The organism is Streptomyces sp. BR123, from assembly GCF_013401435.1.
Taxonomy (GTDB): domain Bacteria; phylum Actinomycetota; class Actinomycetes; order Streptomycetales; family Streptomycetaceae; genus Streptomyces.
This window is the reverse complement of record NZ_JACBGN010000006.1, coordinates 46,082-69,818: the sequence shown is the minus strand read 5'-3', so window position 1 is coordinate 69,818 and position 23,737 is coordinate 46,082. Positions and strand designations below refer to the sequence as shown.

The window sequence follows — 23,737 nt, the reverse complement described above, 5'->3', positions numbered from 1 at the left end:
GGCGGGCGGCAGCCCCGCCCGCCGTGCCGGGGCTGCCGCCCGCCTGCCCGGACGAGCCGGGTGTGCCGGGCGCACCGGACCCGCTGGCGCTGGACCAGCTCGCCACGGATGCGGCCGCCCGCGCGCTGGCGCTGCTGCGCACCGGCGAGGACCCGATCGGCGGGCTCACCCTGTGGCAGGACGCCGTCCGCCTGGCGTCCGCGCACCACACCGCGGGCCTGACCGGCGCGGCCCGGGCCCTCTACCGGGACCTGGCCCGGGCCACCGGCCGCACCACGACCGACCTCGCCCGGGCGGCGTCGGCCTGGCGCCAGGGCGGCCTGCCCGCGCTCAACGCCCTGGAAGAGCCCTGGGATCCGCCGGCCGGCCCCTTCGACCGGGCCCGCCCGGCGCTCCTGGCCGCCTCCCGCGGATCGTTCCGGCCCGATCGGAACCGGCTCACCGCGGGCACCCGGCAGCTGCGGCTCGGCCGCGACGGCCTCTGGTACGCGTACGAGGCCCGGCCCGGCAGCGAGGACTGGTGGCCCGCGGGCCGCCCGTCCGCGGACCCGGTCAGCGCCCTCCCGTACTGATCCCGTCCGCCCAGCTGCCGAGGGCGGTGAAGTCCCGGTCGCGCAGGCCGTGGCGGGGGTGGATGCGCAACAGCAGGGCGGGAGCCGGGTGGTGGGCTGCGACCCAGGCCCGGTCCCGCGCGTTGATCATGTCGTCGACCCAGGCGAAGGGGCGGCCCGCCGCCCACGCGAGCAGCGGCCGGGTCTTCCACGAGAGCCCGTCGGGGTCGCGGGCGAACAGCTCCGGCCACTCGATGAACGGCAGGTCGCCGGGGAGCCCGATGTGCGGGGCGACCATCGTGTTCGCCTCGTTCATCCAGGTCGTGGCCCAGGCCAGGTCGAACGGCAGGTCGAGCAGTCGCGCGCCGTGCGACGGGTGCAGACGGACCTTCAGCCCGCGCCGCGCACTGCGTGAGTCCGGGCTGCGGTACGACATCCAGACCGCGGGCCGCATCCGGTGGCTGGTGTAGCCGCGCAGGCCGGCCAAGCGGGACCGGAAGGGGTTGAGGGGGCCGTCCACGTCGAGGAGGAGCAGGGGGCGATCGGTGGTCATGGACCAGCCACTACCCGCTACACGATGGAGTGAAATGCCTACCGGCCCTATAACCCGAACGGGTTTTGGCGCGTTGTCTTCTCATGCGGGTGCAGTGCAGCGCCCGTGAACTTTTCCGGAAGGCAGGAAAACTGATGCGTCACAGTCGCCGGAACGGCCTGATCGCGACGGTGGTCGCGGGGGGCGGACTCGCGGTCGCGGGTGTGGGCGGCTTCGCCTACGCCGACGCGGACGCGAGCGGGAAGACCGAGCGCTCGCCGGGGCTGCTGTCCGGAAACCTCGTACAGCTGCCCCTTCACACCCCGGTCAACGTGTGCGGGAACACCGTCAGCGTCGCCGGGCTGCTCAACCCGGCCGCGGGCAACAGCTGTACCAATACCGGCTCCGGCCCTTCGACGGGCTCGGGGTCCACCACCAGCGGCAGCACCCACGCCGAGGGAACCGCGAAGGACTCGCCCGGGGTGGTGACCGGAAACGCGATCCAGCTGCCGGTCAAGCTCCCGGTCAACCTCAGCGGCAACTCGGTGAACGTCGTCGGCGTCGGCAACCCGTCCACCGGCAACAGCTCGGTCAACGCCGAGCAGCCCAGCGAAGCCAAGCCGCCGCAGCCGACGAAGCCCGTCGAGCCCGCGCAGCCGACGAAGCCCGCGGAGAAGCCCACCGCCCCGCGCCCGGTGACCCCGCCCGCGCCTGAGCAGGAGTCGGAGCACACCCCGGGCGCCCTCGCCCACACCGGGTCCGACGGCCTCGGTTACCTGCTGCCCGGCGCCGGCGCCCTGCTCCTCGGCGGGGCGCTGCTCTACCGGCGCTCCCGCCAGCAGTAGGACCGCGGAGTCCGCAGGATCACAGCCCTTCGGTGTCCGGCACGCCCGCGGCCCGAGGGGCTTCCTCGCGCCCGGTGCCCTCCCGGTCCCCGGGGTCGGGCCCGGGCCCGGACCCGGTGTCCCCGGCGGGAGGCGCGATCCGCCAGGCGTCGAGGACCGCGTCGATCTGCGCGGCCAGCCGGGCCCGGGCCGCGAACCGCGGCACACCCGCCATCAGCAGCGCGTCGTACTCGGTGTCGGCGTGCCGCACCGCCGCCCGCACCGCCACCGTCACGGCGAGCTCGTCGAGGGCCCGGCCGGCCGAGGTGCGCCCGACGCGGCCGCTGCCCCGCACCGAGGCGTGAGCGGCGATCGCCGCCGCCCGGTCGGCCGGGCAGCCCGGGAACAGCCGCCGTATCTCCGCCGCGAACGCCGCCGTGAACCGGGTGTCCTCGGCCGTCCGGCGCAGCCGGTCGCGCTCCCGGCGCCGCGCCCGGGCCTCCGCGTCCGCGAGGCAGGCGCGCTCGGCCCGTGCCAGGGCGGGATCCTCGACGAGGAGGCCCAGGCGTTCGTAGCGGCGGCGGCGCTTGTTGAAGCGGACGACGACGGCGGACAGCGAACTGGCCTCGCGCGCCCGGCGGGTGAGCGCGGCGTCCCCGCGCGGCAGGTAGACCAGGTGCCCGAGGTCCGCGCAGTCCAGGCAGCGCGGCACGCCTGCCTCACGCACCAGATGTCGCAGCGGCCCCCGACGGCACTGCGCGCAGTGGATCGCCTTCACCGACTCGAACACGACCAGGGTCATGACCGTGTGATACCGCCGTTCGGCCCCTCTATCACCTCACGCGGAGTGGTGGTCCGTGAACCGTCAACTCTCCCTCGATTCACGGAAGTCGCTTACCGTGGGGGCCGGGACCTGCGGTGTCGCTCGTGACGCCCGGGGTGCCCGTGACTCGCGACCGAGGGGGAGACATGAGCGGACGTCAGACGGCGACGGAGCGGCCTGCGATACCGGGCCTGTCCATACCGGGCCCCGGCATACCGGCGCGTGCGGGCAGACCCGCGACAGCGGCGGGCGCCGGGGCAGCGGATCTCGCCGGGCGGGAGGTGGTCATCGCGCCCGGCGCCTGCACCGGCTGGCACTTCCACCGGGTGCCGCTGATCGCCCTGGTCAAATCCGGGACGCTCACCCGGATCCTGCACGACAACACCACCGTGGTGCACCCGGTCGGGACCAGCTTCATCGAACCCGCCGGCCCCGAGCACCTCCACCTCGGCCGCAACCTCGGCACCGAACCCGTCGTGCTGTACGTGACCAGCACCCTCGCCGAGGGCGAGCCGTTCTCCATCCCCGCCGACGCCCCGCCCGCAGCCACCCCGTGCGCGTGCGCCGGCCACGCCTGGTGACCGGCCCCGCCGCGGCGCCGCCCGCTCACACCAGGCGGCGTATCTCCCCGCGCACCCGGTAGAAGCCGCCCGAGGCCGCGTGCAGCCCGTCCACCAGGTACCGGGCCCCCGGCTCCCGGATCCCGCGCGGGAACTGCACGTTCCACGAGCGCTCGAACCCGCTCGACACCACCTGCACCCGCATGCGGTTGCCCTGCTGGACGCACTCCACCACCACGCCGTCGGCGGGGGCGGCCGCCGCCGACACGGTCACCACCGCGGCAGCCGAAGCCGCCGGGGTGAACACCGGCAGGGCGGCAGCGGACTTCACGTCCCGGGCCGTCGGCACCGTTCCCTGCTGGGCCGCGCCGATCGCCGCCTCGCTCGCGTCCACGCAGACCAGTGAGCCGTCCGTGGTGACCAGGTACAGCCGCTCGTCCAGGTACTGCATGGACAGGGCCGAGCCGCTGCCCGTGCCGAGCTTCCACAGCCTCGTTCCGTCCGCGTCGAAGCAGTAGACGGACGAGGCGGAGTCGCCGGCGAACACATGCCGGCCGTCGGGGGAGGTCGCGCACGAGTACACCGCCGCGTCACAGCGGTACGAGGCCTCGATCGCGCCCGTGCCCTTCGCCAGCCGCTGCACGGTGTGGCGGCCCGTGCCGGCGAACACCGCGTGCTCCTCCTGCCAGCCGAAGAGCACCCCGCCCGCGGTCCTGGTGTGCCACAACTCGCCGCTGCCGTCCGGGGCGTACGCCGTCACGCCGGTCGTGTGGCCGTGGTAGACGGCATGCTCGTCCGCCCGCACCATCCAGGCGTGGACCCCGGCGGACCGGCGCGACCACTGGAACTCGTCCTCGTGGTCGATGACCGTCAGGCCGCCGTTCGCGTCGGATACGTTGAGGACGCCCTCGCGGATGTCGAGCCAGAAGATGTCCACGTCGTCGGCGATGTCGTACGCCTTGAACGGGACTTTCGACGACAGGTCGTACACGCCGCCGTCATCGCAGCCCGCGTAGATCCAGAACTCGTCCGCCACGAGGCACTTCACCCCGTCCGGCAGCGAGTACCGGGCCAGCACCTCCCCGCCGTGGCTGAGCGTGTACACGTCGCCGGCCTGGTTGCCGACCCAGCAGCGGTCCTCGTCCACGTGGATCCCGAAGGCCGAGGCGCCCGTGCGGAACCGCCACAGCACCGGGGCGGCCGCGCGCGCCGTCGACGGCGCGGACGCCACCTGCCGGCGGGTCACCGGCCGGGCCGCACGCTGCCCCTGCACCGCCGGCGCGTACCCCTTGCGGACCTTCTCCCCGATCTTCTTGGCGGCGGCCGCCCGGGCCTTCTCCGCGGTCGGGAACGTCGAGTTCTGCTGCTGGCCGCCCGCGCCGATACGCCCGTACCGCACCGTGACCGCGGTGCCGTCCACGGTCACCTCGTAGAACTTGTGCGCGCCGCCACCGTCCTGCGACAGCTCCAGGTACGTCGTCTCGCGAGCCATGACAGACCCCTCCCCAAGGCCGGGCCCGACGGCTCTGCCCGCCGGTGTTCCCTCGTGGAAAAAGCTAGGGGCCGGCACTGACAATGGGCCCGTGCACCTGGAAGCGATCACCTGGCAGCGGATGGCCGAGCAGCTCGCAGACCGTCTGGACGACCGCAAACCCGGGGCGGGGGAGGCGATGTGGCAGCGCGTCGGCATCGACGGCGCGCCCGCCGCCGGCACCGGCGGGCTCGCCGGACTGCTCGCGGAGGTGCTGCGCGGGCGCGGCCGCACCGCCCTCGTCGTCCCGGCCGAGGGCTTCCTGCGGCCGGCCTCTCTGCGGTTCGAGTACGGCCGCGAGGACGTGGACTCCTACCTCGGCGGGTGGTACGACACCGCCGCCCTGTGGCGGGAGGTGTTCGGCCCGACCGACCCGGGCGGCACCGGGCGGGTCCTGCCCGACCTGTGGGACCCGGCGACCGACCGGGCGACCCGCAGCCCGTACACCGAACTGCCGCCGGGGGCGGTGGTGATCGTGCACGGCCCGCTCCTGCTGGGCCGCTGGTTCCCCTTCGACATCGGCGTGCACATCCGGCTCTCCCCGGGCGCGCTGGCCCGCCGCACCGAGGAGGCCGCCCGCTGGACCCTGCCCGCCTTCGCCCGCTACGAGGCCGAGACCGACCCCGCCTCGCTGGCCGACGCCGTGGTCCGGGCCGACGATCCGCGCCACCCCGCGTGGACGGGCCTGAACCGCTGACCGGGTCGGCCGCCCCGGCCGTCCGGGCCGCGGCATGCGTCCGGGCCGCCCCGGAGCTTCGGGCCGCTACGGGCGTCCGCCCAGCCGGGTGACCGCGCAGGCCGCCGACCGGCAGCCGGCCCGGGCCGCTTCCACCGGGTCGGCGCCGGCGAGCCGGGCCGCCAGGAACCCGCCGGTGAACGCGTCCCCCGCGCCCGTGGAGTCCACCGCCCGCACCGGCTCCGCGGCGACCTCCGCCGTGACCCGGCCCCTCTGGGCGACCAGCGCCCCCGCCGCGCCCCGGGTGACCACCACCAGCGGCACCAGACGGCTCAGCTCCGCTGCCGCCCGGGCCGCCCCGCCCGTCCCGCCCGCCCCGTCCGTCCCGTCCGTCCCGTCCGTCCCGGCCGGCCGCGGCAGCCCGGCCAGCAGCAGGGCCTCGTCCTCGTTGGGCAGCAGGACGCCCGCCCCCGCCACGGCGTCGAGGAAGCGCCGCGGCCCGAGCGTGGCCAGGAACCCCGCCGAGGCCGGGTCCACGCTCACCGGCACCCCGCGGGCGCGGGCGTCCCGCAGCGCGACGAGGGCCAGCTCGCGGCTGGTGTCGGCGAAGTACAGGTAACCGGAGAGGTGCAGGTGGGCAGCCCCGTCCAGCAGGTCGGACGCCCAGTCGGCGGGGGAGAGCCGCAGTGCCGCCCCGCTGTCGGTGAGGAAGGTCCGCTCCGTGTCCTTGCCGACCAGCGCCACCACCGTCCCTGTCGGCGCGTCCGGGTCGACCAACAGCCGCGGCCGCACCCCGCCGGCCAGCAGGGCCCGCTCGTGCCACTGCGCCGACTCCGCGCCCACCCGCGCGAGGAGGCGTACGTCGGCGAGCCCGGCGCGGGCGGCCCAGCAGGCCGCGTTGGCCCCTGCGCCGCCGGGCAGTGTGCGGATCCGGGCCGCCGTATCGGTGGCCGGAACCAGCGGTTCCGGGTGCACCGCCACCACGTCCGTCACCACGTCCCCGACGACCAGCAGCGCCCCCGATCCGGATCCGGAGCCGGAACCCGATCCGGAGCCGGAACCCGAGCCGGAGCCGGAACCCGAGCCCGGACCCGGACCGGATGCGGCATCCGGTCCCGGTCCCGGTGCCGGTCCCGGTCCCGGTCCCGGACCCGGACCTGCATCCTGTTCCCGCTGCGGTCCCGGATCCGGCCCCGCACCCCGCTCCGGCCCCGGGCCGGCCGTCGTCACTGTCGGGCCGCCCAGGCCCCGGCGATCCTGGCCCCGAGGGCCGCGTTGCCCCGTACCGCCGCCAGATTGGCCTCCAGCGAGGCCCCGCCCGTCGCCCGCACCAGGAAGCCCAGCAGGAACGGGGTCACCTCCTGCCCCGTGATCCCCCGCTTCCGGCACTCGTCGAGGGCCTGCGCCAGCACCCGGTCGTGCAGGCCCGGATCCAGCTGTTCCGCCTTTTCCACCGGGTTGGCCACCAGCAGCGCGGACTCCGGACCGGCCAGCAGGTCCTGAGCGGCCATCACCTCCGCCACCTCCTCCGGCCGGTGCACCGTCCAGTCCACCGGCTCGCCGGAACTGGCCAGGTAGAAGCCGGGGAAACGTTCCGTCCCGTACCCCACCACGGTCACCCCCAGCGTCTCCAGCCGCTGCAGCGTGGCAGGCACGTCCAGGATCGACTTCACCCCGGCGCACACCACCGTGATCCGCGTCCGCGCCAGCAGCCGCAGGTCCGCCGACTCGTCCTGGCTCTGCGTCCACTCCCGGTGTACGCCGCCCAGCCCGCCCGTGGCGAAGACCCGCAGACCGGCCCGCGCGGCCAGGAACGCCGTCGCCGACACCGTCGTCGCGCCGGTCGCGCCCGCCGCGACGGCGGGTGCCAGGTCCCGGTGGCCGAGCTTGCGCACCCCCTCGCCGCCCGCGATCCGCTCCAGCTGCTCCTTGTCCAGGCCCACGTGGGGCACCCCGTCCACGACCGCGATCGTGGCCGGAACGGCCCCCTCGGCGCGGACGATCGCCTCCAGTTCGGCGGCCACCGCAAGATTGCGGGGGCGCGGCAGGCCGTGCGTGATGATCGTGGACTCCAGGGCCACGACGGGCTGCCCCTGTCCCAGCGCCTCACGGACTTCCTCGGACAGGACGGGCGTGCCGGGCGGGGGCAGGGGTGCGGATGCTGTGTGCTGTGACATGCCCCCATCCCTGGCACGCGATCAGCACCGCCAAACGCGGCGCCCGCGCAGTGGCCGGTTGTCGCCGTCCCCGACAGGATGCCTCGCCCGGCGCGGCCGGGCCGGACACCGTGGCCACTCCGCGGCGGGTCCGGCCGCGCGACGCCGGCGCCCCATGAGCACCGGCGACCACGCCACCCGGCTGCCGCCGCCGCTGCGGCTCCCGCCTCCTTCGCCGTCTCCGTTCCGGACGATCCGGACGCCGACCCGGAGGCCGAGGAGCCGGACCCGGCCGGATCGTCTCCGGCAGCCCCGTCGTGACGGGCAAGGTGCTGTGGGAGTCCCCGGACGGCACGCTGGTGCGCGGCATCCGGCAGATCACCCCGGGGGTGGTCACGGACGTCGAGGCGAACGAGCTGTTCGCCGTCGTCAGCGGCCGCGCCACCGCCGAGGCCGAGGGCGGCGCGACCGTGGAGGTGGGGCCGTGGATCGGCCTGCGTGCTCCGTGAGGGCGAGTGGACCGCCCGGACCGTTCACGGGACGCTGCGCAAGGCCCACCACATCAGCTTCTGACGGCCGGATGGCGGCGCGCGGTGAACAGTGCGAGCACCGCCATCGGCAGCAGCAGCGAGGCCCCGATCGCGTTCAGCCAGCCGTAGCCCGCCTCCGCCATGACCAGGCCGGCCAGGGCCCCGCCGACGCCCGCGCAGGTGTTCATCGTCAGATCGCTCAGGCCCTGTACGGCGGCCCGGGCGCGGGTGGGCACCGAGTCGGTCAGCAGCGCCGAGCCGGACACCATGCCGGCCGACCAGCCGAGGCCCAGCAGGAACAGGCCGAGCGCGCTCTGCCCGTGGCGCGGGCCCGCGGTGCCCGCGAGCAGTGCGGCCACCGACAGCAGGCCGGCCGCCAGGCCGATCACGGACAGCCGCCCGAGCCGGTCCGACAGCCAGCCCATGACCGGCGAGAAGGCGAACATGCCGGCGATGTGCCCGCTGATCACCAGGCCGATGAGCTGGATGCCGGCGCCGTGGTGGCCGAGGTCGACCGGGGTCATCACCATGATCGAGACCATGGTGGTGTGTGACACCGCGACGGTGACCAGCGCGAGCCGCGCCCGAGGGGAGGCCTTGACGGCCGCGAAACCGGCGCGCACCGAGTGGCCCCCGCGGACGTGCTCCTCGGGCCCGGCCAGCGCCCGGGCCGTCAGCAGCGGGTCGGGCCGCAGGAGCACGGCGATCAGCGTGCCGGTGAGGACGAAGACGGCGCCGGCCCACAGGAAGGGGCCCGCCGTCTCGGGTATGGAGGTTCCGGCGAAGGTGCGGCTGGCCGGGGCGGAGAGGTTGGGGCCGAGCACCGCGCCGATGGTGGACGCCCAGACCACGACGGAGATGGCCCGGGCCCGGTGGTCCGGGGCGGCCAGGTCGGCGGCGGCGAACCGGGCCTGGAGGTTGGCGGAGGAGGCGGCTCCGAACGCGGCCATGCCGAGCATCAGCAGCGGGAAGCTGCGGATGGCGGCGGCCAGCACGACCAGGGCCGCGCCCGCGGCCCCGATCGCGTACCCGAGGACCAGGCCCGGCCTGCGGCCCCGCGCGGTCATCAGAGCGGCGAGGGGCAGCGAGACGAGCGCGGTGCCGACCACGGCGGCGGTGGAGGCGAGCCCGGACAGCGCCTCGGTGCCGCTGACCTCGGTGGCCAGGGCCGGGGTCAGGGCGATGCTGACGGGCACGCCGAGGCCGCCCAGGGTCTGGGAGGCGATCAGCACGGAGGAGGTGCGGCGGCGCAGGCGGGGCAGCTCGGCCGGGTCCACGGCCGGGACGGGCCGGCCGGTGCCGGTGCCCGTTCCGGTGCCGGGCGCGGCGCTCACTGCGGACGTCCCGTGCGGCGTGGCGGGAGGGGGGAGGGAGCGGCGGAACCTGGTGCGGCAGGAGTAGTCACCGCAGCAGTTTCCCACCCCTTACCCCTCGGTGGAACAGGGAGAACACCGCTCCGTGCCCTGCCCGGAGCCGGCCCGCCCGCCCTCAGAACAGCGGCTGCGGAAGCACCCCCTCCAGCGCCAGCAGGGCACGCTTGGTCTCCACCCCGCCGCCGAAGCCGCCGATCCCCCCGTCGTTCTCCACGACCCGGTGGCAGGCCACCACCAGCGGCAGCGGATTGGACCCCATGGCGTGGCCCACGGCCTGGGCCGCGCCCGGCTGCCCGACGCGGGCGGCCAGTTCCCCGTATCCGACGACCGACCCGTACGGCACCGAGCGGTCCAGCTCCTGCAGCACCGTCCGGTTGAAACCGGAGCTCAGGCGCCAGTCCAGCGGCAGCTCGAAGCGCCGCAGCGAGCCTTCGAAGTACGCGGAGAGCTGGCGTACCGGCTCGGCGAGCAGGACCTCCTCGCCCGGCTCCGGCCGCCGCGGGTCGGCGCCGAGCCGGGATATCAGCGCGCCGATCATCCGCTCGACCCGGTCCGGACCGGCATGGAACTCGACCCGGACCAGGCCCTCCGGGGTGGCGGCCAGCAGCAGGGGACCGATGTCGCTCGCGGCGACGGTCCATTCCAGGTGCGGCCCGCGCGGCCGCTCGGTGGTGTCCACCCCTCCACCGTACGGGCGGCCACCGACATCCCTGCCCCGACCGGTCGGCGCCCCCGACCGGTCGGCGCCCCCGACCGGTCGGCGCCCCCGATCAGTCGGCGAACCCGCCGATCACCGCCTGCCGCACCACGTCCGGGGCATTCGTGATGATCCCGTCGACGCCCATCCCCCGGACCTTCCGGGCGGTCACCGCGTCGTCCACGATCCAGGTGTCCACCTCCATCGTCTTGCCGTGGGCCCCCGCCAGGCCGTGCACGGCCGCCACCCACTCCGCCGTGATGGTGGTGTGCCAGGGGTTGATGCGGTCGGTGAACGCGGCGTATTTCGGCAGGTCGGCGACCTTCGGCGTGCCCAGGAAGGCCGTTTCGAGGTCCGGCCGCAGTTCGTGCACGAGGCGCACCGTGTCGGCGCTGAAGCTCTGCACGACCAGGCGGCGCTGCACGTGCCCCCGGTCCAGCCATCCGGCCTCGTCCAGGACCTCCAGGGTCTGCTTCTCGATCCCCGGGTAGAGCTCGGGCTTCTTGATCTCCAGCAGCAGCCGCTGCCGGTTGCGCTCGACCCGGGCCAGGTACTCCCGCAGGGTCGGCACCCGGGCGCCCGCGTACGCCGCGTCGAACCAGCTGCCCGCGTCGAGCTGCGCGATCTCCGCGGCCGTGAAGTCCCGCACCCGCCAGGGAGTGCGGTCCGGGAACACCTCCTCGGCGTTCGTGGTGCGGGCCAGGGTGTCGTCGTGGATCACGACCAGCTCTCCGTCCCGGGTGCGCTGGACGTCGTTCTCGACCCAGGCGAAGCCGAGCCGCAGTGCCGCGTCGACCGCGGCCAGCGTGTTCTCCGGGGCGTACGCCGAGGCCCCCCGGTGGGCGTACACGACGGGGCCCAGCATCCCCGGTCCGTCGGCGGCGGGGGACCGGGGCCCGGTGGCGGCGGCGGCCGTCCCGCCCAGCGCGGTGAGGGTGAAGCCCAGGAAGGCGGCGGCGGCCGCTGCGGAGGGTCGGACGTACATGTGCGTTCTTCTCCTCGGGTCGTGAACCCTGCTCCGGCGTCAAACGGGTGCAGAACGGCAGCCGTTGCCACGACGCAGCGTCTGCGGTGTCCGTTGAAGCGATCATGGGCTTGAAGATCACCGGGCCGCCACCGAACTACGACAAACGGACCAGAAAGGGGGAAGTGCGCCGGGCGCGCCGGAGACGGGCGGGCGTCCGGCCGTCCGCGGGGCCGCGCGGGTGCGTGAGTGTCAGTGGCGGGTCGTACGGTGGAGTCATGCGGCCCGTATCGAAGATCGAACGCACGGTGGCGCCTTTCGAGGTCGTCAGCTCCTACCAGCCCAGCGGTGACCAGCCGACGGCCATCGCCGAGCTGGAGAAGCGCATCCGCGCAGGTGAAAAGGATGTCGTCCTGCTGGGCGCGACCGGCACCGGCAAGTCGGCGACGACCGCCTGGATGATCGAGAAGCTCCAGCGGCCCACCCTGGTCATGGCGCCGAACAAGACGCTCGCCGCCCAGCTGGCGAACGAGTTCCGCGAGCTCCTGCCGAACAATGCCGTCGAGTACTTCGTCTCGTACTACGACTACTACCAGCCCGAGGCGTACGTACCGCAGTCGGACACCTACATCGAGAAGGACTCCTCGATCAACGAGGAGGTGGAGCGGCTGCGCCACTCCGCGACGAACTCGCTGCTCACCCGGCGGGACGTGGTCGTGGTCGCGTCCGTCTCCTGCATCTACGGCCTCGGGACGCCGCAGGAGTACGTCGACCGGATGGTCCCGCTCAAGGTCGGCGAGGAGATCGACCGGGACCGGCTGCTGCGCCGCTTCGTCGACATCCAGTACACCCGCAACGACATGGCCTTCACCCGCGGCACCTTCCGGGTCCGCGGCGACACCATCGAGATCTTCCCGGTCTACGAGGAACTGGCCGTCCGCATCGAGATGTTCGGGGACGAGATCGAGGCCCTGTCCACGCTGCACCCGCTGACCGGCGAGGTGATCAGCGAGGACCGCGAGCTGTACGTCTTCCCCGCCAGCCACTACATCGCGGGCCCCGAGCGCATGCAGAACGCGATCCGCGGCATCGAGACGGAGCTCGCCCAGCGCCTGGGGGAGCTGGAGAAGCAGGGCAAGCTGCTGGAGGCCCAGCGGCTGCGCATGCGCACCACCTACGACCTGGAGATGATGCAGCAGATCGGCTCCTGCTCCGGCATCGAGAACTACTCGCTCCACATGGACGGCCGCGAGCCCGGCTCCCCGCCGCACACCCTCCTCGACTACTTCCCGGACGACTTCCTCCTCGTCATCGACGAGTCGCACGTCACCGTGCCGCAGATCGGCGCCATGTACGAGGGCGACGCCTCGCGCAAGCGGACCCTCGTCGACCACGGCTTCCGGCTGCCGTCCGCGCTCGACAACCGGCCGTTGAAGTGGGAGGAGTTCCTGGAGCGGGTCGGCCAGACGGTCTACCTGTCGGCGACCCCCGGCCCGTACGAGCTCTCCCGCGGCGACGGCTTCGTCGAGCAGATCATCCGCCCCACCGGCCTCGTCGACCCCGAGGTCGTCGTCAAGCCCACCGAGGGGCAGATCGACGACCTGGTGCACGAGATCCGGCAGCGCGTCGAGCGGGACGAGCGCGTCCTGGTCACCACCCTCACCAAGAAGATGGCCGAGGACCTCACGGACTACTTCCTGGAGCTCGGCATCGCGGTGCGCTACCTGCACAGCGACGTCGACACGCTGCGCCGCGTCGAGCTGCTGCGCGAGCTGCGCGCCGGCGAGTACGACGTGCTGGTCGGCATCAACCTGCTGCGCGAGGGCCTGGACCTGCCCGAGGTGTCCCTGGTGGCGATCCTCGACGCCGACAAGGAGGGCTTCCTGCGCTCGGGCACCTCGCTGATCCAGACCATCGGCCGTGCGGCGCGCAACGTCTCCGGCCAGGTCCACATGTACGCGGACAAGATGACCCCGGCGATGGAGAAGGCCATCGAGGAGACCAACCGGCGCCGCGAGAAGCAGATCGCGTACAACAAGGCCAACGGGATCGACCCGCAGCCGCTCCGCAAGAAGATCAACGACATCGTCGCCACCCTCGCCCGCGAGGAGCTGGACACCGAGCAGCTGCTCGGCACCGGCTACCGCCAGGCGAAGGACGGCAAGGGCGCCAAGGCCCCCGTGCCCGCCCTGTCGGGCGTCAAGGCCGCGCCGGGCAAGGCGGCCAAGGCGACCAAGGGGGCCAAGGCGACCAAGGGCGCCGTGGCGGTCACGGATCGCCCGGCCGAGGAACTGGCCTCGCTCATCGAGCAGATGACCGAGCGGATGCGGGCCGCCGCGGCCGAGCTGCAGTTCGAGGTCGCGGCCCGGATCCGGGACGAGGTCAGCGAGCTGAAGAAGGAGCTGCGACAGATGAAGGAGGCGGGCCTCGCCTGACCCCCGCCGAGGTCAGTAGGGTTGGCAGCAGCCGCAGGTACACGCTGCCTGGGGGTGGCTATGGAAAGGGGACAGCGCGTGACGGTCAACTTGACCAAGGGTCAGGCCATCAGTCTGACGAAGGGTGACGGCGGCTCGCTGACGTCGGTCCGCATGGGGCTCGGCTGGCAGGCGGCCAAGCGCCGCGGCCTGTTCGGCTCGCGGACCCGGGAGATCGACCTCGACGCCTCGGCGGTGCTGTTCGCCGAGAAGCAGCCGGTGGACGTGGTGTTCTTCCGGCACCTGCAGAGCGACGACGGCTCGGTCCGGCACACCGGCGACAACCTGATCGGCGGCGCCGGCCAGGGCGGGGACGACGAGTCGATCCTCGTCGACCTCCAGCGCGTCCCGGTCCACATCGACCAGATCGTCTTCACGGTGAACTCGTTCACCGGACAGACGTTCCAGGAGGTGCAGAACGCGTTCTGCCGCCTCGTCGACGAGACCAACGGCCAGGAGCTGGCCCGTTACACCCTCGACGGCGGCGGCCAGTACACGGCGCAGATCATGGCCAAGGTGTCGCGCAGCGGCGGCGGCTGGCAGATGACGGCCCTGGGCGAGGCGGCCAACGGCCGCACGTTCCAGGACCTGATGCCGGCGATCGTGCCGCACCTGTAAGCAGTACACGGCGGAACGGAAGAGCAAGGCACGGGGGAGGGCTGCACGATGACGGCCGAACTGGTCCGGGGGCAGAACCACCCCCTGTCCCAGAGCCGGGTGGAGATCAGGGTCACGGCGGGCGCACCGGTGCTCGCCCTGGCTGCCGTCTACGACGCCGAGGGCCGGGTCGGCGGGCCCGGCGCGCTGGCCCGCCCCGGCTCCTCGGCCCCGCCCGGGCTGCAGGCGCCCGGTCCCGCGGCGGGCGAGCACCGCTTCGCGGTCGACCTCGGCGCCGTCGGGCCCGGGGCGGACCAGATCAAGGTGGTGCTCGTGCTGCCGCCCGGGGGCCCGGCCCGGTTCGGGGCGATCCCGGCCCCGTACGTGGCCGTGGCCGCCCCGGATGGGGATGTGCTCGCAGGGTACGCGCTGACCGGCCTGGACCCGGAGACCGCCGTCGTCGCCGTGGAGCTGTACCGCCGCCAGGGCGCCTGGAAGGTCCGCGCCGTCGGCCAGGGCTACGCCGGCGGGCTCGCCGCGCTGCTCGCCGACGCCGGGCTGGGCGCCCCGGCGGCCGCGGATCTGGCCTCCGCGGTGGCGGGTCCGGCCGCGGCGGACGGCCGTGCGCCCACACCCGTGCAGGCCGCGACCGTGCCCACTCCGCCGCAGGGCCTCATGGTCCCCGGGCCGACCGGCTCGACGGGGCCGGGGCCGGCCGGGCCGACGGGGCCGACGGGTCGGCCGGATCCGGAGGCGGTCGCCGCCCCGGCCTCCGGCACCCCGTACCCGGGCACACCCGGCCCTGCCCCGGCTGCCGGACCCGCGGACTCCCCGGGCGGTCCGCCGACCGTCGACTACGTGCACCCGCGCCGCCGCCGCACCACCGGCGAGCCGCCCGAGCCGGCGCCCGCCGTCGCTGCCGGCCGGCCCGGGGAGCCGCCGGCCCCCGTCGCGGGCGACGCCTCCGGCTGGTCCATGGACGAGCGGCTCTACAACCAGGTCTGGGGCATGTTCGAGGACCTGGCCCGGACGGTCGCGGCGTACCGCAGCGCCTGCGACTTCGCCGACTCCCGGCTCGACCGCGAGCTCGACCAGGCCCTGTCCGACCCCCGCGACCGCGCGGCCGGCGCCTCTGCGCAGGCGGCGGCCCGGGCCCGCCGCGAGGAACTCGTCGCCCAGGCCAAGACCGCCCTCGACCGGGACCTCGCCCAGCTGGCCGCCGAGTCCGACGTGGTCGAACCGGCCCTGCCGGCCGCGTACGCCCGCTGGTCCAACCCGGTCTGGCAGGGGCTCGCGCTGCCCGAGGAGGCCCCGATGGCCCTGCGCCTCGGGGACCTGCACCTGCCGGAGCGGCCCGGTCTGCGGATCCCCATGCTCGTCCGGGTCCCGCTGGAGCGGGGCCTGTGGATCGACAACGGCCGCACCGGCTCCGAGGCCGCGATGGCCACCGACACCGACCGGCTCCGCAAGGCCGCCATGGACATGGCCGTCGCGCACGCGGCGCGGCTGCTCGCCGTCCACCCCGCCGGCCGGTTCTCGGTCCACGTCATCGATGCGGCCGGGGCCGGGGCCGCCTCCCTCGGCCCGCTCGTGCACGCCGGCGTGCTCGCCGCGCCGCCCGCCGCCGGGGCCGCCGGGGTCTCCGAGACACTGGCGAGGCTGACCCGCCGGGTGGACCTCGTGCAGATGGCGCTGCGGGCCGGGGCGCCGGAGGAGCTGCCGCCCGACGTGGACACGGCCGAGCAGCTGCTGATCGTGCACGACTTCCCGCACGGCTTCGACGACCGGGCCGTCACACAGCTGCGCTACCTCGCCGACGAGGGCCCGGCGGTCGGCGTGCACCTGCTGCTGGTCGCCGACCGGGACGAGGCCTCGGCGTACGGGCCCCTGCTGGACCCGCTGTGGCGCTCGCTGATGCGGCTGACGCCGGTGCCCGACGACCACCTCTCCGACCCGTGGGTCGGCCATCACTGGACCTTCGAACCGGACCTGCCGCCGCCCGGCAGCCTGGTGCTGGAGGAGGTGCTGCAGCGGGTCGCCACGGCCCGCCGCCATGCCCGCCCGTGACCAGTCCTTGGTCTTCCCTTTACCTTTTCGGCCTTCGGTGGATACCCTGGTGCGTGCGGAGGGGAGTATTCCTGCTTTCCTGCTACGGCGTGCCCGTCAGTACGGACCCATGGGTGGTCCCGGGGCGCCGGCCCACGGCCTCCAGGCCGCCAGGGTGGAAGAGACCTCCGGCAGCGATGTCGCTGACCTGTGTGCCAAGCCATCTGCCGGAGGCCTGAACCATGGATGTTTCGTTGAACGTGTGGGTGCTGACCATTCTCGGTCTGTGCATCCTCATCGGCGCCGATTTCTTCATCGGCCGCAAACCGCACGACGTGTCGATCAAGGAAGCGGGCACCTGGACCGTCGTATGGATCGTCCTCGCCGCGCTCTTCGGCCTCGGCCTGCTGTACTTCGGCAACGCCCAGGCCTCCCAGGAGTTCTTCGCCGGCTTCATCACCGAGAAGTCCCTGAGCGTCGACAACCTCTTCGTCTTCGTCCTGATCATGGCGAAGTTCTCGGTGCCCTCGCAGCTCCAGCAGCGCGTGCTGCTCATCGGCGTGCTGATCGCCCTGGTCCTGCGCGCGGTCTTCATCGCCGCCGGCGCCGCGATCATCACCACCTTCTCCTGGGTCTTCTACCTCTTCGGCGCCTTCCTGATCTACACCGCCTGGAAGCTCATCCAGGAGGCCCGCGCCGACGAGGGCGAGGACGAGTTCGAGGAGAACCGCCTCCTGAAGTCGATCGAGAAGAAGTTCGGCGTCGCCGACAAGTACCACGGCACCAAGCTGTTCATCACGAGCAACGGCAAGCGCATCCTCACCCCGCTGATGGTGGTCATGCTCGCCATCGGCACCACCGACGTGCTGTTCGCCCTGGACTCGATCCCCGCGATCTTCGGCCTCACCCAGGACCCCTACATCGTCTTCACGGCCAACGCCTTCGCCCTGATGGGTCTGCGCCAGCTGTACTTCCTGATCGGCGGCCTGCTCAAGAAGCTGGTCCACCTCAGCTACGGCCTGTCCGTCATCCTCGGCTTCATCGGCGTCAAGCTGGTCCTCCACGCCCTGCACGAGTCCGGGATCCACGTCCCGCAGATCTCCATCCCGGTCTCCCTGGGCGTCATCTGCGGTGTCCTCGTCACCACCACCGTCACCAGCCTGATGGCCTCGAAGAAGCAGGCGGCCGCCGAGGCGGCCGCCCGCCGGGACGACGAGCCGGCCCAGGAGGGCATCAAGGCCTGACGCCGGCGCGGTACGGCAGGCCCCGGCCCGGGGCTACACGGGGGCGGTCGCTTCGGCCGCCCCCGTATCCGCGTGCGCGGCCCGCCGCACCGCCTCCGGGCTGGTCTCCGGCAGCAGTGCGAAGCAGACCAGGCTCACCAGTCCGATCCCGCCCAGGTAGGCCGCCACGCCCCACGGCGGACCCGAGCCGTCCGCCAGCGCCGTCGCCACGACGGGTGTCAGCGCCCCGCCCAGCACCCCGCCCAGGTTGTAGCCGACGGCCGCGCCCGTGCAGCGGATCCGCGGGGCGTACAGCTCCGGCAGGTACGCGCCGATCACCGCCAGCACCGTCCCGATGCACAGCAGCGCGCCGACCGCGCCCACCGCCATCGGCACCGCGTCGGCCGTCCCCAGCAGTGCCACGAAGGGGAACATCCACAGCGCGCAGGCCGCACAGCCGGCCAGGCACAGCGGGCGGCGCCCCCAGCGGTCGCCGAGGACCGCCGCCACCGGCGTCCACAGGGCCATGATGCCGACCCCGGTCATGATGCAGACCAGCATCGTGGTGCGGTCCGCCCCGAGGCGCTCGGTGCCGTACGCGAGGGACCAGGTGGTGACCCCGTAGAAGACCGCGTACGCCGCGGCCAGCGCCCCGCCGGTCAGCAGGATCAGCCGCCAGTGCCCGCGCACCACCTCCGACAGCGGGGCCTCGGCCCGCTGCCCGGACTCGGCGAGCGCACGGAACTGCGGGGTCTCCTCGACGGAGCGGCGCAGCCACAGCCCGGCCAGGGCCAGCAGCCCCGCCGCCCAGAACGGCAGCCGCCAGCCCCACGCGGCGAACTGGGCTTCGGTCAGCGTCGCGGACAGCGCGAGGGTGATGCCGTTGGCCAGCAGGAAGCCCACCGACGGGCCCACCTGCGGGAAACTCGTCCACAGTCCGCGCCGCCCCTCGGGGGCGTGCTCGGCGGTCACCAGGACCGCCCCGCCCCATTCGCCGCCGAGGCCGAGGCCCTGGAGGAAGCGGAGCGCGAGCAGCAGTACCGGCGCGGCCGGCCCGATGGAGGCGTACGTGGGCACGCAGCCGACCGCCACCGTCGCCAGGCCGGTCAGCAGCAGCGAGGCGAGCAGCACCGGACGCCGCCCGTACCGGTCGCCGACGTGCCCGAAGAGCGCCGAGCCCAGCGGGCGGGCGAGGAAGCCGACCCCGAACGTCCCGAAGGCGGCCAGGGTGCCGGCGAGCGGGGAGAACGAGGGGAAGAAGAGCGGGCCGAGGACCAGGGCCGCGGCCGTGCCGTAGACGAAGAAGTCGTAGAACTCGATGGCGGTGCCGGCGAGCGCGGCCGACGCGAGGCGCAGCATCGACGGGGATCGGGGAACCGGGGACGGGGAGGGATCCTGTTGCATGGTGCAGCAGTTACCCCTCCCCGCACCGCCGGGACGTGCGTCCGGTCATCTTCGACCGGAACGAGTGCACGGCGCCCGAAGGGTGACCGAGACCTACCAGCCGCGCTCGCGCCACTCGGCCAGATGCGGCCGCTCGGCACCGAGCGTGGTGTCGTTGCCGTGGCCCGGGTAGACCCAGGTCTCGTCCGGGAGCCGACCGAAGAGCTTCTGCTCCACGTCGTCGAGGAGGCTCGCGAAGGCCTTCGGGTCGTCGTGGGTGTTGCCGACGCCGCCGGGGAAGAGGCAGTCCCCCGTGAACACGTGCGCGTGCCCGTGCGGGTCGTCGTAGACGAGGGCGATCGAGCCGGGGGTGTGCCCGACCAGGTGCCGGGCGGTCAGCTCCACCCGGCCGACCCGGATCACGTCCCCGTCCCCGACGGGCACGTCGGTGGGCACCGGGATGCCCTCGGCGTCGAGGGCGCCGGCGTACGTCCGCGCGCCGGTCGCGTCGACCACCTCCCTCAGGGCCCCCCAGTGGTCGCCGTGCCGGTGCGTGGTGACGACGGACGCGATGCCGTCGTCACCGATCAGGTTCAGCAGCGTCCGGGGTTCGGCGGCCGCGTCGATCAGCAGCTGCTCGCCGGTGGCCCGGCACCGCAGCAGGTAGGCGTTGTTGTCCATGGGACCCACCGCGACCTTGGAGATCATCAGGTCCGCGAGTTCGTGTACGTCGGCGGGACCGCCGACCTTGACCGCTCCGGTGTACGTCATGTGCTGATCCTAGAGCGGCGGGAGGGCTGGGAGGGGGCCGCCCGAGGTGGTCAGGGAGGCGCCCTTGTCGCCGCGGCCGGCCAGCCAGGCCAGCAGTGCGGCGGCCGGGCCGGAGACGGTCAGGGCCGGCTCCCCGGCCGCGCCCGTGCGCCAGGTGCGGCCGTCGTCGGCGGCCAGGGCGGTCGGCGGGACCTCGGGACGGTCGGACCAGCGGTCCGCGAGGAAAGCGATCTCGCGGCCGGTGAACTCCTCCGGGAGGTCCTCCAGCCCGTACCCGACGTTCAGGTCGACGTGGTGCAGCTCGACCTCGACGAGACGGCGGAACGGCACGTTCGCGGCGACGTCGGTGACACCGTTGCGGAGCTCGACGGTGCGGGACCAGTCCTGGTCGCCCTCGGTCTGCGCCATGAAGCGGTCGTGGCTGGCGCGCAGGTCGGCGAGCTGCTCCGGGAGGGGGCGGCCGGAGCCCTGCTCGATGTCCTTGTCACGGGCCTCGGCGCTGTCGTACATGGGCCGCCCGGCGAAGACGTTGACGAGGGCGTCGGCGTTGCGCGAGAGGTGGGCGAGCACGTGGCCGCGGGTCCAGCCCGGGAGGTGTGACTGCCCGGCCAGGGCGGCGTTGTCCAGGTGTGCGGCGGCGGTCAGCAGCCGGTCCGTGGCCTCACGTACGCATTGCAGGTCGTGCACATGATCGGTCATGGGGCCGAGCCTAAGCGCTCCGGTGGAGTCCGGTCATGAAACCGCGGTCCGGTGGGGGTCGGCGCGCAGTTCCCCGCGCCCCTGCGGAGGGCGGTACGGGACCTCGGCCACACGAACGGGTGAAGCGGTGGCCGGAGTGCCGTAAATCGAATGCGCGTGCTATACGCTCGGAAGTCCAGCCTGACTCCGTCAGCTCGACCCCAATGCAGAGGCGCCCCCCATACCCTGGGACGGGGGCCCGTGCCCCCGTTCTCTCAAGAAAGGTGCGGACCGGCGTGACCGACCGACTCATCGTTCGTGGCGCTCGCGAGCACAACCTCAAGAACGTCTCGCTCGACCTGCCCCGCGATTCGCTCATCGTCTTCACCGGTCTGTCCGGGTCCGGCAAGTCCTCCCTGGCCTTCGACACGATCTTCGCCGAGGGCCAGCGCCGCTACGTCGAGTCGCTCTCGTCGTACGCCCGCCAGTTCCTGGGCCAGATGGACAAGCCCGACGTGGACTTCATCGAGGGCCTCTCCCCGGCGGTCTCGATCGACCAGAAGTCGACCTCCCGCAACCCCCGCTCGACGGTCGGCACCATCACCGAGGTCTACGACTACCTCCGCCTGCTCTTCGCGCGCATCGGCAAGCCCCACTGCCCCGAGTGCCGCCGACCGATCTCGCGGCAGTCGCCGCAGGCGATCGTCGACAAGGTGCTCGCACTGCCCGAGGGCAGCCGCTTCCAGGTGCTCTCGCCGCTGGTGCGCGAGCGCAAGGGCGAGTTCGTCGACCTCTTCGCGGACCTGCAGACCAAGGGCTACAGCCGGGCCCGGGTGGACGGGGAGACCATCCAGCTCTCCGAGCCGCCGAAGCTGAAGAAGCAGGAGAAGCACACCATCGAGGTGGTCGTCGACCGCCTCACCGTCAAGGACAGCGCCAAGCGCCGGCTCACCGACTCCGTGGAGACCGCCCTCGGCCTCTCCGGCGGCATGGTGATCCTGGACTTCGTCGACCTCGCCGAGGACGACCCCGAGCGCGAGCGGATGTTCTCCGAGCACCTCTACTGCCCGTACGACGACCTGTCCTTCGAGGAGCTGGAGCCGCGCTCCTTCTCCTTCAACTCGCCCTTCGGCGCCTGCCCCGAGTGCACCGGCATCGGCACGCGCATGGAGGTGGACCCGGAGCTGATCGTCCCGGACGAGGAGAAGTCCCTCGACGAGGGCGCCGTCTCACCCTGGTCGCTCGGCCACACCAAGGACTACTTCCAGCGGCTCATCGGCGCCCTCGCCGGCGAGCTGGGCTTCCGTACGGACATCCCCTGGGCCGGCCTGCCGCTGCGGGCCAGGAAGGCCCTGCTGTACGGGCACAAGACGCAGATCGAGGTCCGCTACCGCAACCGCTACGGGCGCGAGCGCGCGTACACCACGGCCTTCGAGGGCGCGGTGCCGTTCGTCCGGCGCCGGCACGCGGAGTCCGAGAGCGACGCCAGCCGCGAGCGCTTCGAGGGCTACATGCGCGAGGTGCCCTGCCCCACCTGCGAGGGGACCCGGCTCAAGCCGATCGTGCTCGCGGTGACGGTGATGGAGAAGTCCATCGCCGAGGTCGCCGCGATGTCGATCAGCGAGTGCGCGGAGTTCCTCGGCCGGCTCCGGCTCGACGCCCGCGACAAGAAGATCGCCGAGCGGGTCCTGAAGGAGGTCAACGAGCGGCTCCGCTTCCTGGTCGACGTGGGCCTGGACTACCTGTCGCTGAACCGCGCCGCCGGCACCCTGTCGGGCGGTGAGGCCCAGCGCATCCGACTGGCCACCCAGATCGGCTCCGGCCTGGTCGGCGTGCTGTACGTGCTGGACGAACCCTCCATCGGGCTCCACCAGCGCGACAACCACCGGCTCATCGAGACCCTCGTCCGGCTGCGCGACATGGGCAACACCCTGATCGTCGTCGAGCACGACGAGGACACCATCAAGACCGCCGACTGGGTCGTCGACATCGGCCCGGGCGCCGGCGAGCACGGCGGCAAGGTCGTGCACAGCGGCTCGCTCAAGGAGCTCCTGGACAACAGCGCCTCCATGACCGGGCAGTACCTGTCCGGCAAGCGGTCCATCGCCGTGCCGGACGTGCGCCGCCCCGTCAACGGGGACCGCAAGCTCACGGTCCACGGGGCCAAGGAGAACAACCTGCGGGACATCGACGTGTCCTTCCCGCTGGGCGTGCTCACGGCCGTCACGGGCGTATCGGGCTCGGGCAAGTCGACGCTGGTCAACGACATCCTGTACACGCACCTGGCGCGCGAGCTGAACGGCGCCCGCTCGGTGCCGGGCCGGCACACCCGGGTCGAGGGCGACGACCTCGTCGACAAGGTCGTGCACGTCGACCAGTCGCCGATCGGCCGTACCCCGCGGTCCAACCCGGCCACGTACACGGGTGTCTTCGACCACGTCCGCAAGCTGTTCGCCGAGACGATGGAGGCGAAGGTGCGCGGCTACCTGCCGGGCCGCTTCTCCTTCAACGTCAAGGGCGGCCGCTGCGAGAACTGCTCCGGCGACGGCACGATCAAGATCGAGATGAACTTCCTGCCGGACGTGTACGTCCCGTGCGAGGTCTGCCACGGCGACCGGTACAACCGGGAGACGCTGGAGGTCCACTACAAGGGCAAGTCCATCGCCGAGGTCCTCAACATGCCGATCGAGGAGGCGCTGGAATTCTTCGAGGCGGTCCCGACGATCGCCCGGCACCTGAAGACGCTGACCGAGGTCGGCCTCGGGTACGTCCGGCTCGGCCAGTCCGCGCCGACGCTGTCCGGCGGTGAGGCGCAGCGGGTGAAGCTGGCGTCGGAGCTGCAGAAGCGGTCGACGGGGCGGACGGTCTACGTCCTGGACGAGCCGACGACCGGCCTGCACTTCGAGGACATCTCGAAGCTGATCAAGGTGTTGTCGGGGCTGGTGGACAAGGGGAACTCGGTGATCGTCATCGAGCACAACCTGGACGTCATCAAGACCGCGGACTGGGTCATCGACATGGGCCCGGAGGGCGGCTACGGCGGCGGACTCGTCGTCGCCGAGGGCACCCCCGAGCAGGTGGCGTCCGTGGGCGACAGCCACACCGGCAAGTTCCTGCGCGACATCCTCGGCGCGGAGCGGATCTCCGACGCGGCCCCGGCCGCCGTCCCGGCGAAGAAGACGACCACCAGGAAGACGGCCACGGCCCGGAAGACGACCGCGGCCAAGAAGACCGCGGCCCGAGCCCGCAAGGCGTAGCCGCGCCCGCTGCGGTCGGCGGCAGCCCGGCGCCGACCGGCCCCGCCCCTGCCCGGGACACCCCGGGCAGGGGCGGGGCCGTACACGCGCA

At 73.4% G+C, this 23,737-nt stretch carries 19 protein-coding genes and 2 pseudogenes; 10 read left to right on the top strand and 11 right to left on the bottom strand.

Going from position 1 to position 23,737, the window contains the following annotated elements; translation table 11 throughout:
- Window positions 1-572 (top strand): annotated as a pseudogene (locus HYE82_RS01860) (hypothetical protein); the annotation flags it as partial.
- Here the strand turns inward: HYE82_RS01860 and HYE82_RS01855 are convergent.
- A complete protein-coding gene (locus HYE82_RS01855; RefSeq protein WP_179172115.1) occupies window positions 553-1,104 on the bottom strand; it encodes a hypothetical protein in 552 nt (183 codons plus the stop codon). The pseudogene HYE82_RS01860 and the gene HYE82_RS01855 sit on opposite strands and share 20 nt — an antisense overlap.
- Window positions 1,105-1,238: 134 nt before the next feature.
- On the opposite strand from HYE82_RS01855, the gene HYE82_RS01850 reads away from it, so the two are divergent.
- Window positions 1,239-1,928 carry a chaplin gene (locus tag HYE82_RS01850; protein WP_179172114.1) on the top strand — a complete coding sequence of 230 codons (690 nt, stop codon included), beginning with the start codon at window positions 1,239-1,241 and terminating at the stop codon, window positions 1,926-1,928.
- Window positions 1,929-1,947: 19 nt separating this feature from the next.
- Here the strand turns inward: HYE82_RS01850 and HYE82_RS01845 are convergent, their stop codons facing one another.
- Window positions 1,948-2,709, bottom strand: a complete 762-nt coding sequence (locus HYE82_RS01845; protein WP_179172113.1) for a DUF2293 domain-containing protein — start codon at window positions 2,707-2,709, stop codon at window positions 1,948-1,950.
- Between the two features lie 167 nt (window positions 2,710-2,876).
- On the opposite strand from HYE82_RS01845, the gene HYE82_RS01840 reads away from it, so the two are divergent.
- Complete coding sequence (locus HYE82_RS01840; RefSeq protein ID WP_179172112.1) at window positions 2,877-3,311, top strand: cupin domain-containing protein; 435 nt, start codon at window positions 2,877-2,879, stop codon at window positions 3,309-3,311.
- A gap of 25 nt (window positions 3,312-3,336) precedes the next feature.
- On the opposite strand, the gene HYE82_RS01835 is transcribed toward HYE82_RS01840, so the two are convergent.
- Complete coding sequence (locus tag HYE82_RS01835; RefSeq protein WP_179172111.1) at window positions 3,337-4,782, bottom strand: WGR domain-containing protein; 1,446 nt, start codon at window positions 4,780-4,782, stop codon at window positions 3,337-3,339.
- A gap of 91 nt (window positions 4,783-4,873) precedes the next feature.
- Here HYE82_RS01835 and HYE82_RS01830 point away from each other — a divergent pair, with 91 nt between their 5' ends.
- A complete protein-coding gene (locus HYE82_RS01830; protein ID WP_179172110.1) occupies window positions 4,874-5,518 on the top strand; it encodes a uridine kinase in 645 nt (214 codons plus the stop codon).
- A gap of 66 nt (window positions 5,519-5,584) precedes the next feature.
- Here HYE82_RS01830 and HYE82_RS01825 read toward each other — a convergent pair whose 3' ends face one another.
- On the bottom strand, window positions 5,585-6,511 hold the full coding sequence (locus HYE82_RS01825) for a carbohydrate kinase family protein (protein ID WP_179172122.1): 927 nt from the start codon (window positions 6,509-6,511) through the stop codon (window positions 5,585-5,587).
- A gap of 212 nt (window positions 6,512-6,723) precedes the next feature.
- Window positions 6,724-7,674 carry a pseudouridine-5'-phosphate glycosidase gene (locus tag HYE82_RS01820; RefSeq protein ID WP_179172109.1) on the bottom strand — a complete coding sequence of 317 codons (951 nt, stop codon included), beginning with the start codon at window positions 7,672-7,674 and terminating at the stop codon, window positions 6,724-6,726.
- A 198-nt stretch (window positions 7,675-7,872) separates the two neighbouring features.
- Here HYE82_RS01820 and HYE82_RS01815 point away from each other — a divergent pair.
- Window positions 7,873-8,226 (top strand): annotated as a pseudogene (locus HYE82_RS01815) (cupin domain-containing protein); the annotation flags it as partial.
- Here HYE82_RS01815 and HYE82_RS01810 read toward each other — a convergent pair.
- The 3 genes from HYE82_RS01810 to HYE82_RS01800 all read right to left on the bottom strand — a co-directional run bounded on the left by HYE82_RS01810 (window position 8,216) and on the right by HYE82_RS01800 (window position 11,238).
- Window positions 8,216-9,460 (bottom strand): MFS transporter, encoded by a 1,245-nt coding sequence (locus HYE82_RS01810; protein ID WP_309144165.1) that lies wholly within the window; start codon window positions 9,458-9,460, stop codon window positions 8,216-8,218. The pseudogene HYE82_RS01815 and the gene HYE82_RS01810 overlap by 11 nt on opposite strands.
- Before the next feature lie 211 nt (window positions 9,461-9,671).
- A complete protein-coding gene (locus tag HYE82_RS01805; RefSeq protein WP_179172108.1) occupies window positions 9,672-10,235 on the bottom strand; it encodes a methylated-DNA--[protein]-cysteine S-methyltransferase in 564 nt (187 codons plus the stop codon).
- Window positions 10,236-10,326: 91 nt separating this feature from the next.
- Complete coding sequence (locus HYE82_RS01800) at window positions 10,327-11,238, bottom strand: glycerophosphodiester phosphodiesterase family protein (protein WP_179172107.1); 912 nt, start codon at window positions 11,236-11,238, stop codon at window positions 10,327-10,329.
- Window positions 11,239-11,495: 257 nt separating this feature from the next.
- On the opposite strand from HYE82_RS01800, the gene uvrB reads away from it, so the two are divergent.
- The 4 genes from uvrB (at window position 11,496) to HYE82_RS01780 (ending at window position 17,578) form a co-directional block, all read left to right on the top strand.
- A complete protein-coding gene (gene uvrB, locus HYE82_RS01795) occupies window positions 11,496-13,652 on the top strand; it encodes an excinuclease ABC subunit UvrB (protein ID WP_179172106.1) in 2,157 nt (718 codons plus the stop codon).
- Window positions 13,653-13,730: 78 nt separating this feature from the next.
- Window positions 13,731-14,309 carry a TerD family protein gene (locus HYE82_RS01790; protein WP_179172105.1) on the top strand — a complete coding sequence of 193 codons (579 nt, stop codon included), beginning with the start codon at window positions 13,731-13,733 and terminating at the stop codon, window positions 14,307-14,309.
- A gap of 48 nt (window positions 14,310-14,357) precedes the next feature.
- Entirely contained in the window at window positions 14,358-16,355 is a 1,998-nt protein-coding gene (locus tag HYE82_RS01785; protein WP_179172104.1) for a TerD family protein, read from the top strand.
- Window positions 16,356-16,576: 221 nt separating this feature from the next.
- The gene (locus HYE82_RS01780) at window positions 16,577-17,578 is read left to right on the top strand and encodes a TerC family protein (protein ID WP_179172103.1); all 1,002 of its coding nucleotides are present in this window, start codon (window positions 16,577-16,579) and stop codon (window positions 17,576-17,578) included.
- A 33-nt stretch (window positions 17,579-17,611) separates the two neighbouring features.
- Here HYE82_RS01780 and HYE82_RS01775 read toward each other — a convergent pair whose 3' ends face one another.
- From HYE82_RS01775 to HYE82_RS01765, 3 genes are all read right to left on the bottom strand, one after another.
- Window positions 17,612-18,961, bottom strand: coding sequence for an MFS transporter (locus tag HYE82_RS01775; RefSeq protein WP_256986835.1), 1,350 nt, complete (start codon window positions 18,959-18,961; stop codon window positions 17,612-17,614).
- Window positions 18,962-19,054: 93 nt separating this feature from the next.
- Window positions 19,055-19,711: an MBL fold metallo-hydrolase gene (locus tag HYE82_RS01770; protein ID WP_179172102.1), complete on the bottom strand. Its 657-nt coding sequence runs from the start codon at window positions 19,709-19,711 to the stop codon at window positions 19,055-19,057.
- 9 nt (window positions 19,712-19,720) lie between these two features.
- The gene (locus tag HYE82_RS01765) at window positions 19,721-20,410 is read right to left on the bottom strand and encodes a maleylpyruvate isomerase family mycothiol-dependent enzyme (protein ID WP_179172101.1); all 690 of its coding nucleotides are present in this window, start codon (window positions 20,408-20,410) and stop codon (window positions 19,721-19,723) included.
- A gap of 275 nt (window positions 20,411-20,685) precedes the next feature.
- Between HYE82_RS01765 and uvrA the strand changes: the two genes are divergently transcribed.
- A complete protein-coding gene (uvrA, locus tag HYE82_RS01760) occupies window positions 20,686-23,646 on the top strand; it encodes an excinuclease ABC subunit UvrA (protein ID WP_309144164.1) in 2,961 nt (986 codons plus the stop codon).
- The last annotated feature ends 91 nt before the right edge of the window (window positions 23,647-23,737 follow it).

Excerpts from the sequence above, each read along its gene's own strand:
- HYE82_RS01775 (WP_256986835.1), bottom strand. The coding sequence starts at position 18,961 with ATGCAACAGGATCCCTCCCCGTCCCCGGTTCCCCGATCCCCGTCGATG.
- HYE82_RS01785 (WP_179172104.1), top strand. The coding sequence starts at position 14,358 with ATGACGGCCGAACTGGTCCGGGGGCAGAACCACCCCCTGTCCCAGAGC.
- HYE82_RS01850 (WP_179172114.1), top strand. The coding sequence starts at position 1,239 with ATGCGTCACAGTCGCCGGAACGGCCTGATCGCGACGGTGGTCGCGGGG.
- HYE82_RS01800 (WP_179172107.1), bottom strand. The coding sequence starts at position 11,238 with ATGTACGTCCGACCCTCCGCAGCGGCCGCCGCCGCCTTCCTGGGCTTC.
- HYE82_RS01855 (WP_179172115.1), bottom strand. The coding sequence starts at position 1,104 with ATGACCACCGATCGCCCCCTGCTCCTCCTCGACGTGGACGGCCCCCTC.
- HYE82_RS01770 (WP_179172102.1), bottom strand. The coding sequence starts at position 19,711 with ATGACGTACACCGGAGCGGTCAAGGTCGGCGGTCCCGCCGACGTACAC.
- HYE82_RS01780 (WP_179172103.1), top strand. The coding sequence starts at position 16,577 with ATGGATGTTTCGTTGAACGTGTGGGTGCTGACCATTCTCGGTCTGTGC.
- HYE82_RS01835 (WP_179172111.1), bottom strand. The coding sequence starts at position 4,782 with ATGGCTCGCGAGACGACGTACCTGGAGCTGTCGCAGGACGGTGGCGGC.
- HYE82_RS01820 (WP_179172109.1), bottom strand. The coding sequence starts at position 7,674 with ATGTCACAGCACACAGCATCCGCACCCCTGCCCCCGCCCGGCACGCCC.
- HYE82_RS01765 (WP_179172101.1), bottom strand. The coding sequence starts at position 20,410 with ATGACCGATCATGTGCACGACCTGCAATGCGTACGTGAGGCCACGGAC.
- uvrB (WP_179172106.1), top strand. The coding sequence starts at position 11,496 with ATGCGGCCCGTATCGAAGATCGAACGCACGGTGGCGCCTTTCGAGGTC.
- HYE82_RS01840 (WP_179172112.1), top strand. The coding sequence starts at position 2,877 with ATGAGCGGACGTCAGACGGCGACGGAGCGGCCTGCGATACCGGGCCTG.
- HYE82_RS01845 (WP_179172113.1), bottom strand. The coding sequence starts at position 2,709 with ATGACCCTGGTCGTGTTCGAGTCGGTGAAGGCGATCCACTGCGCGCAG.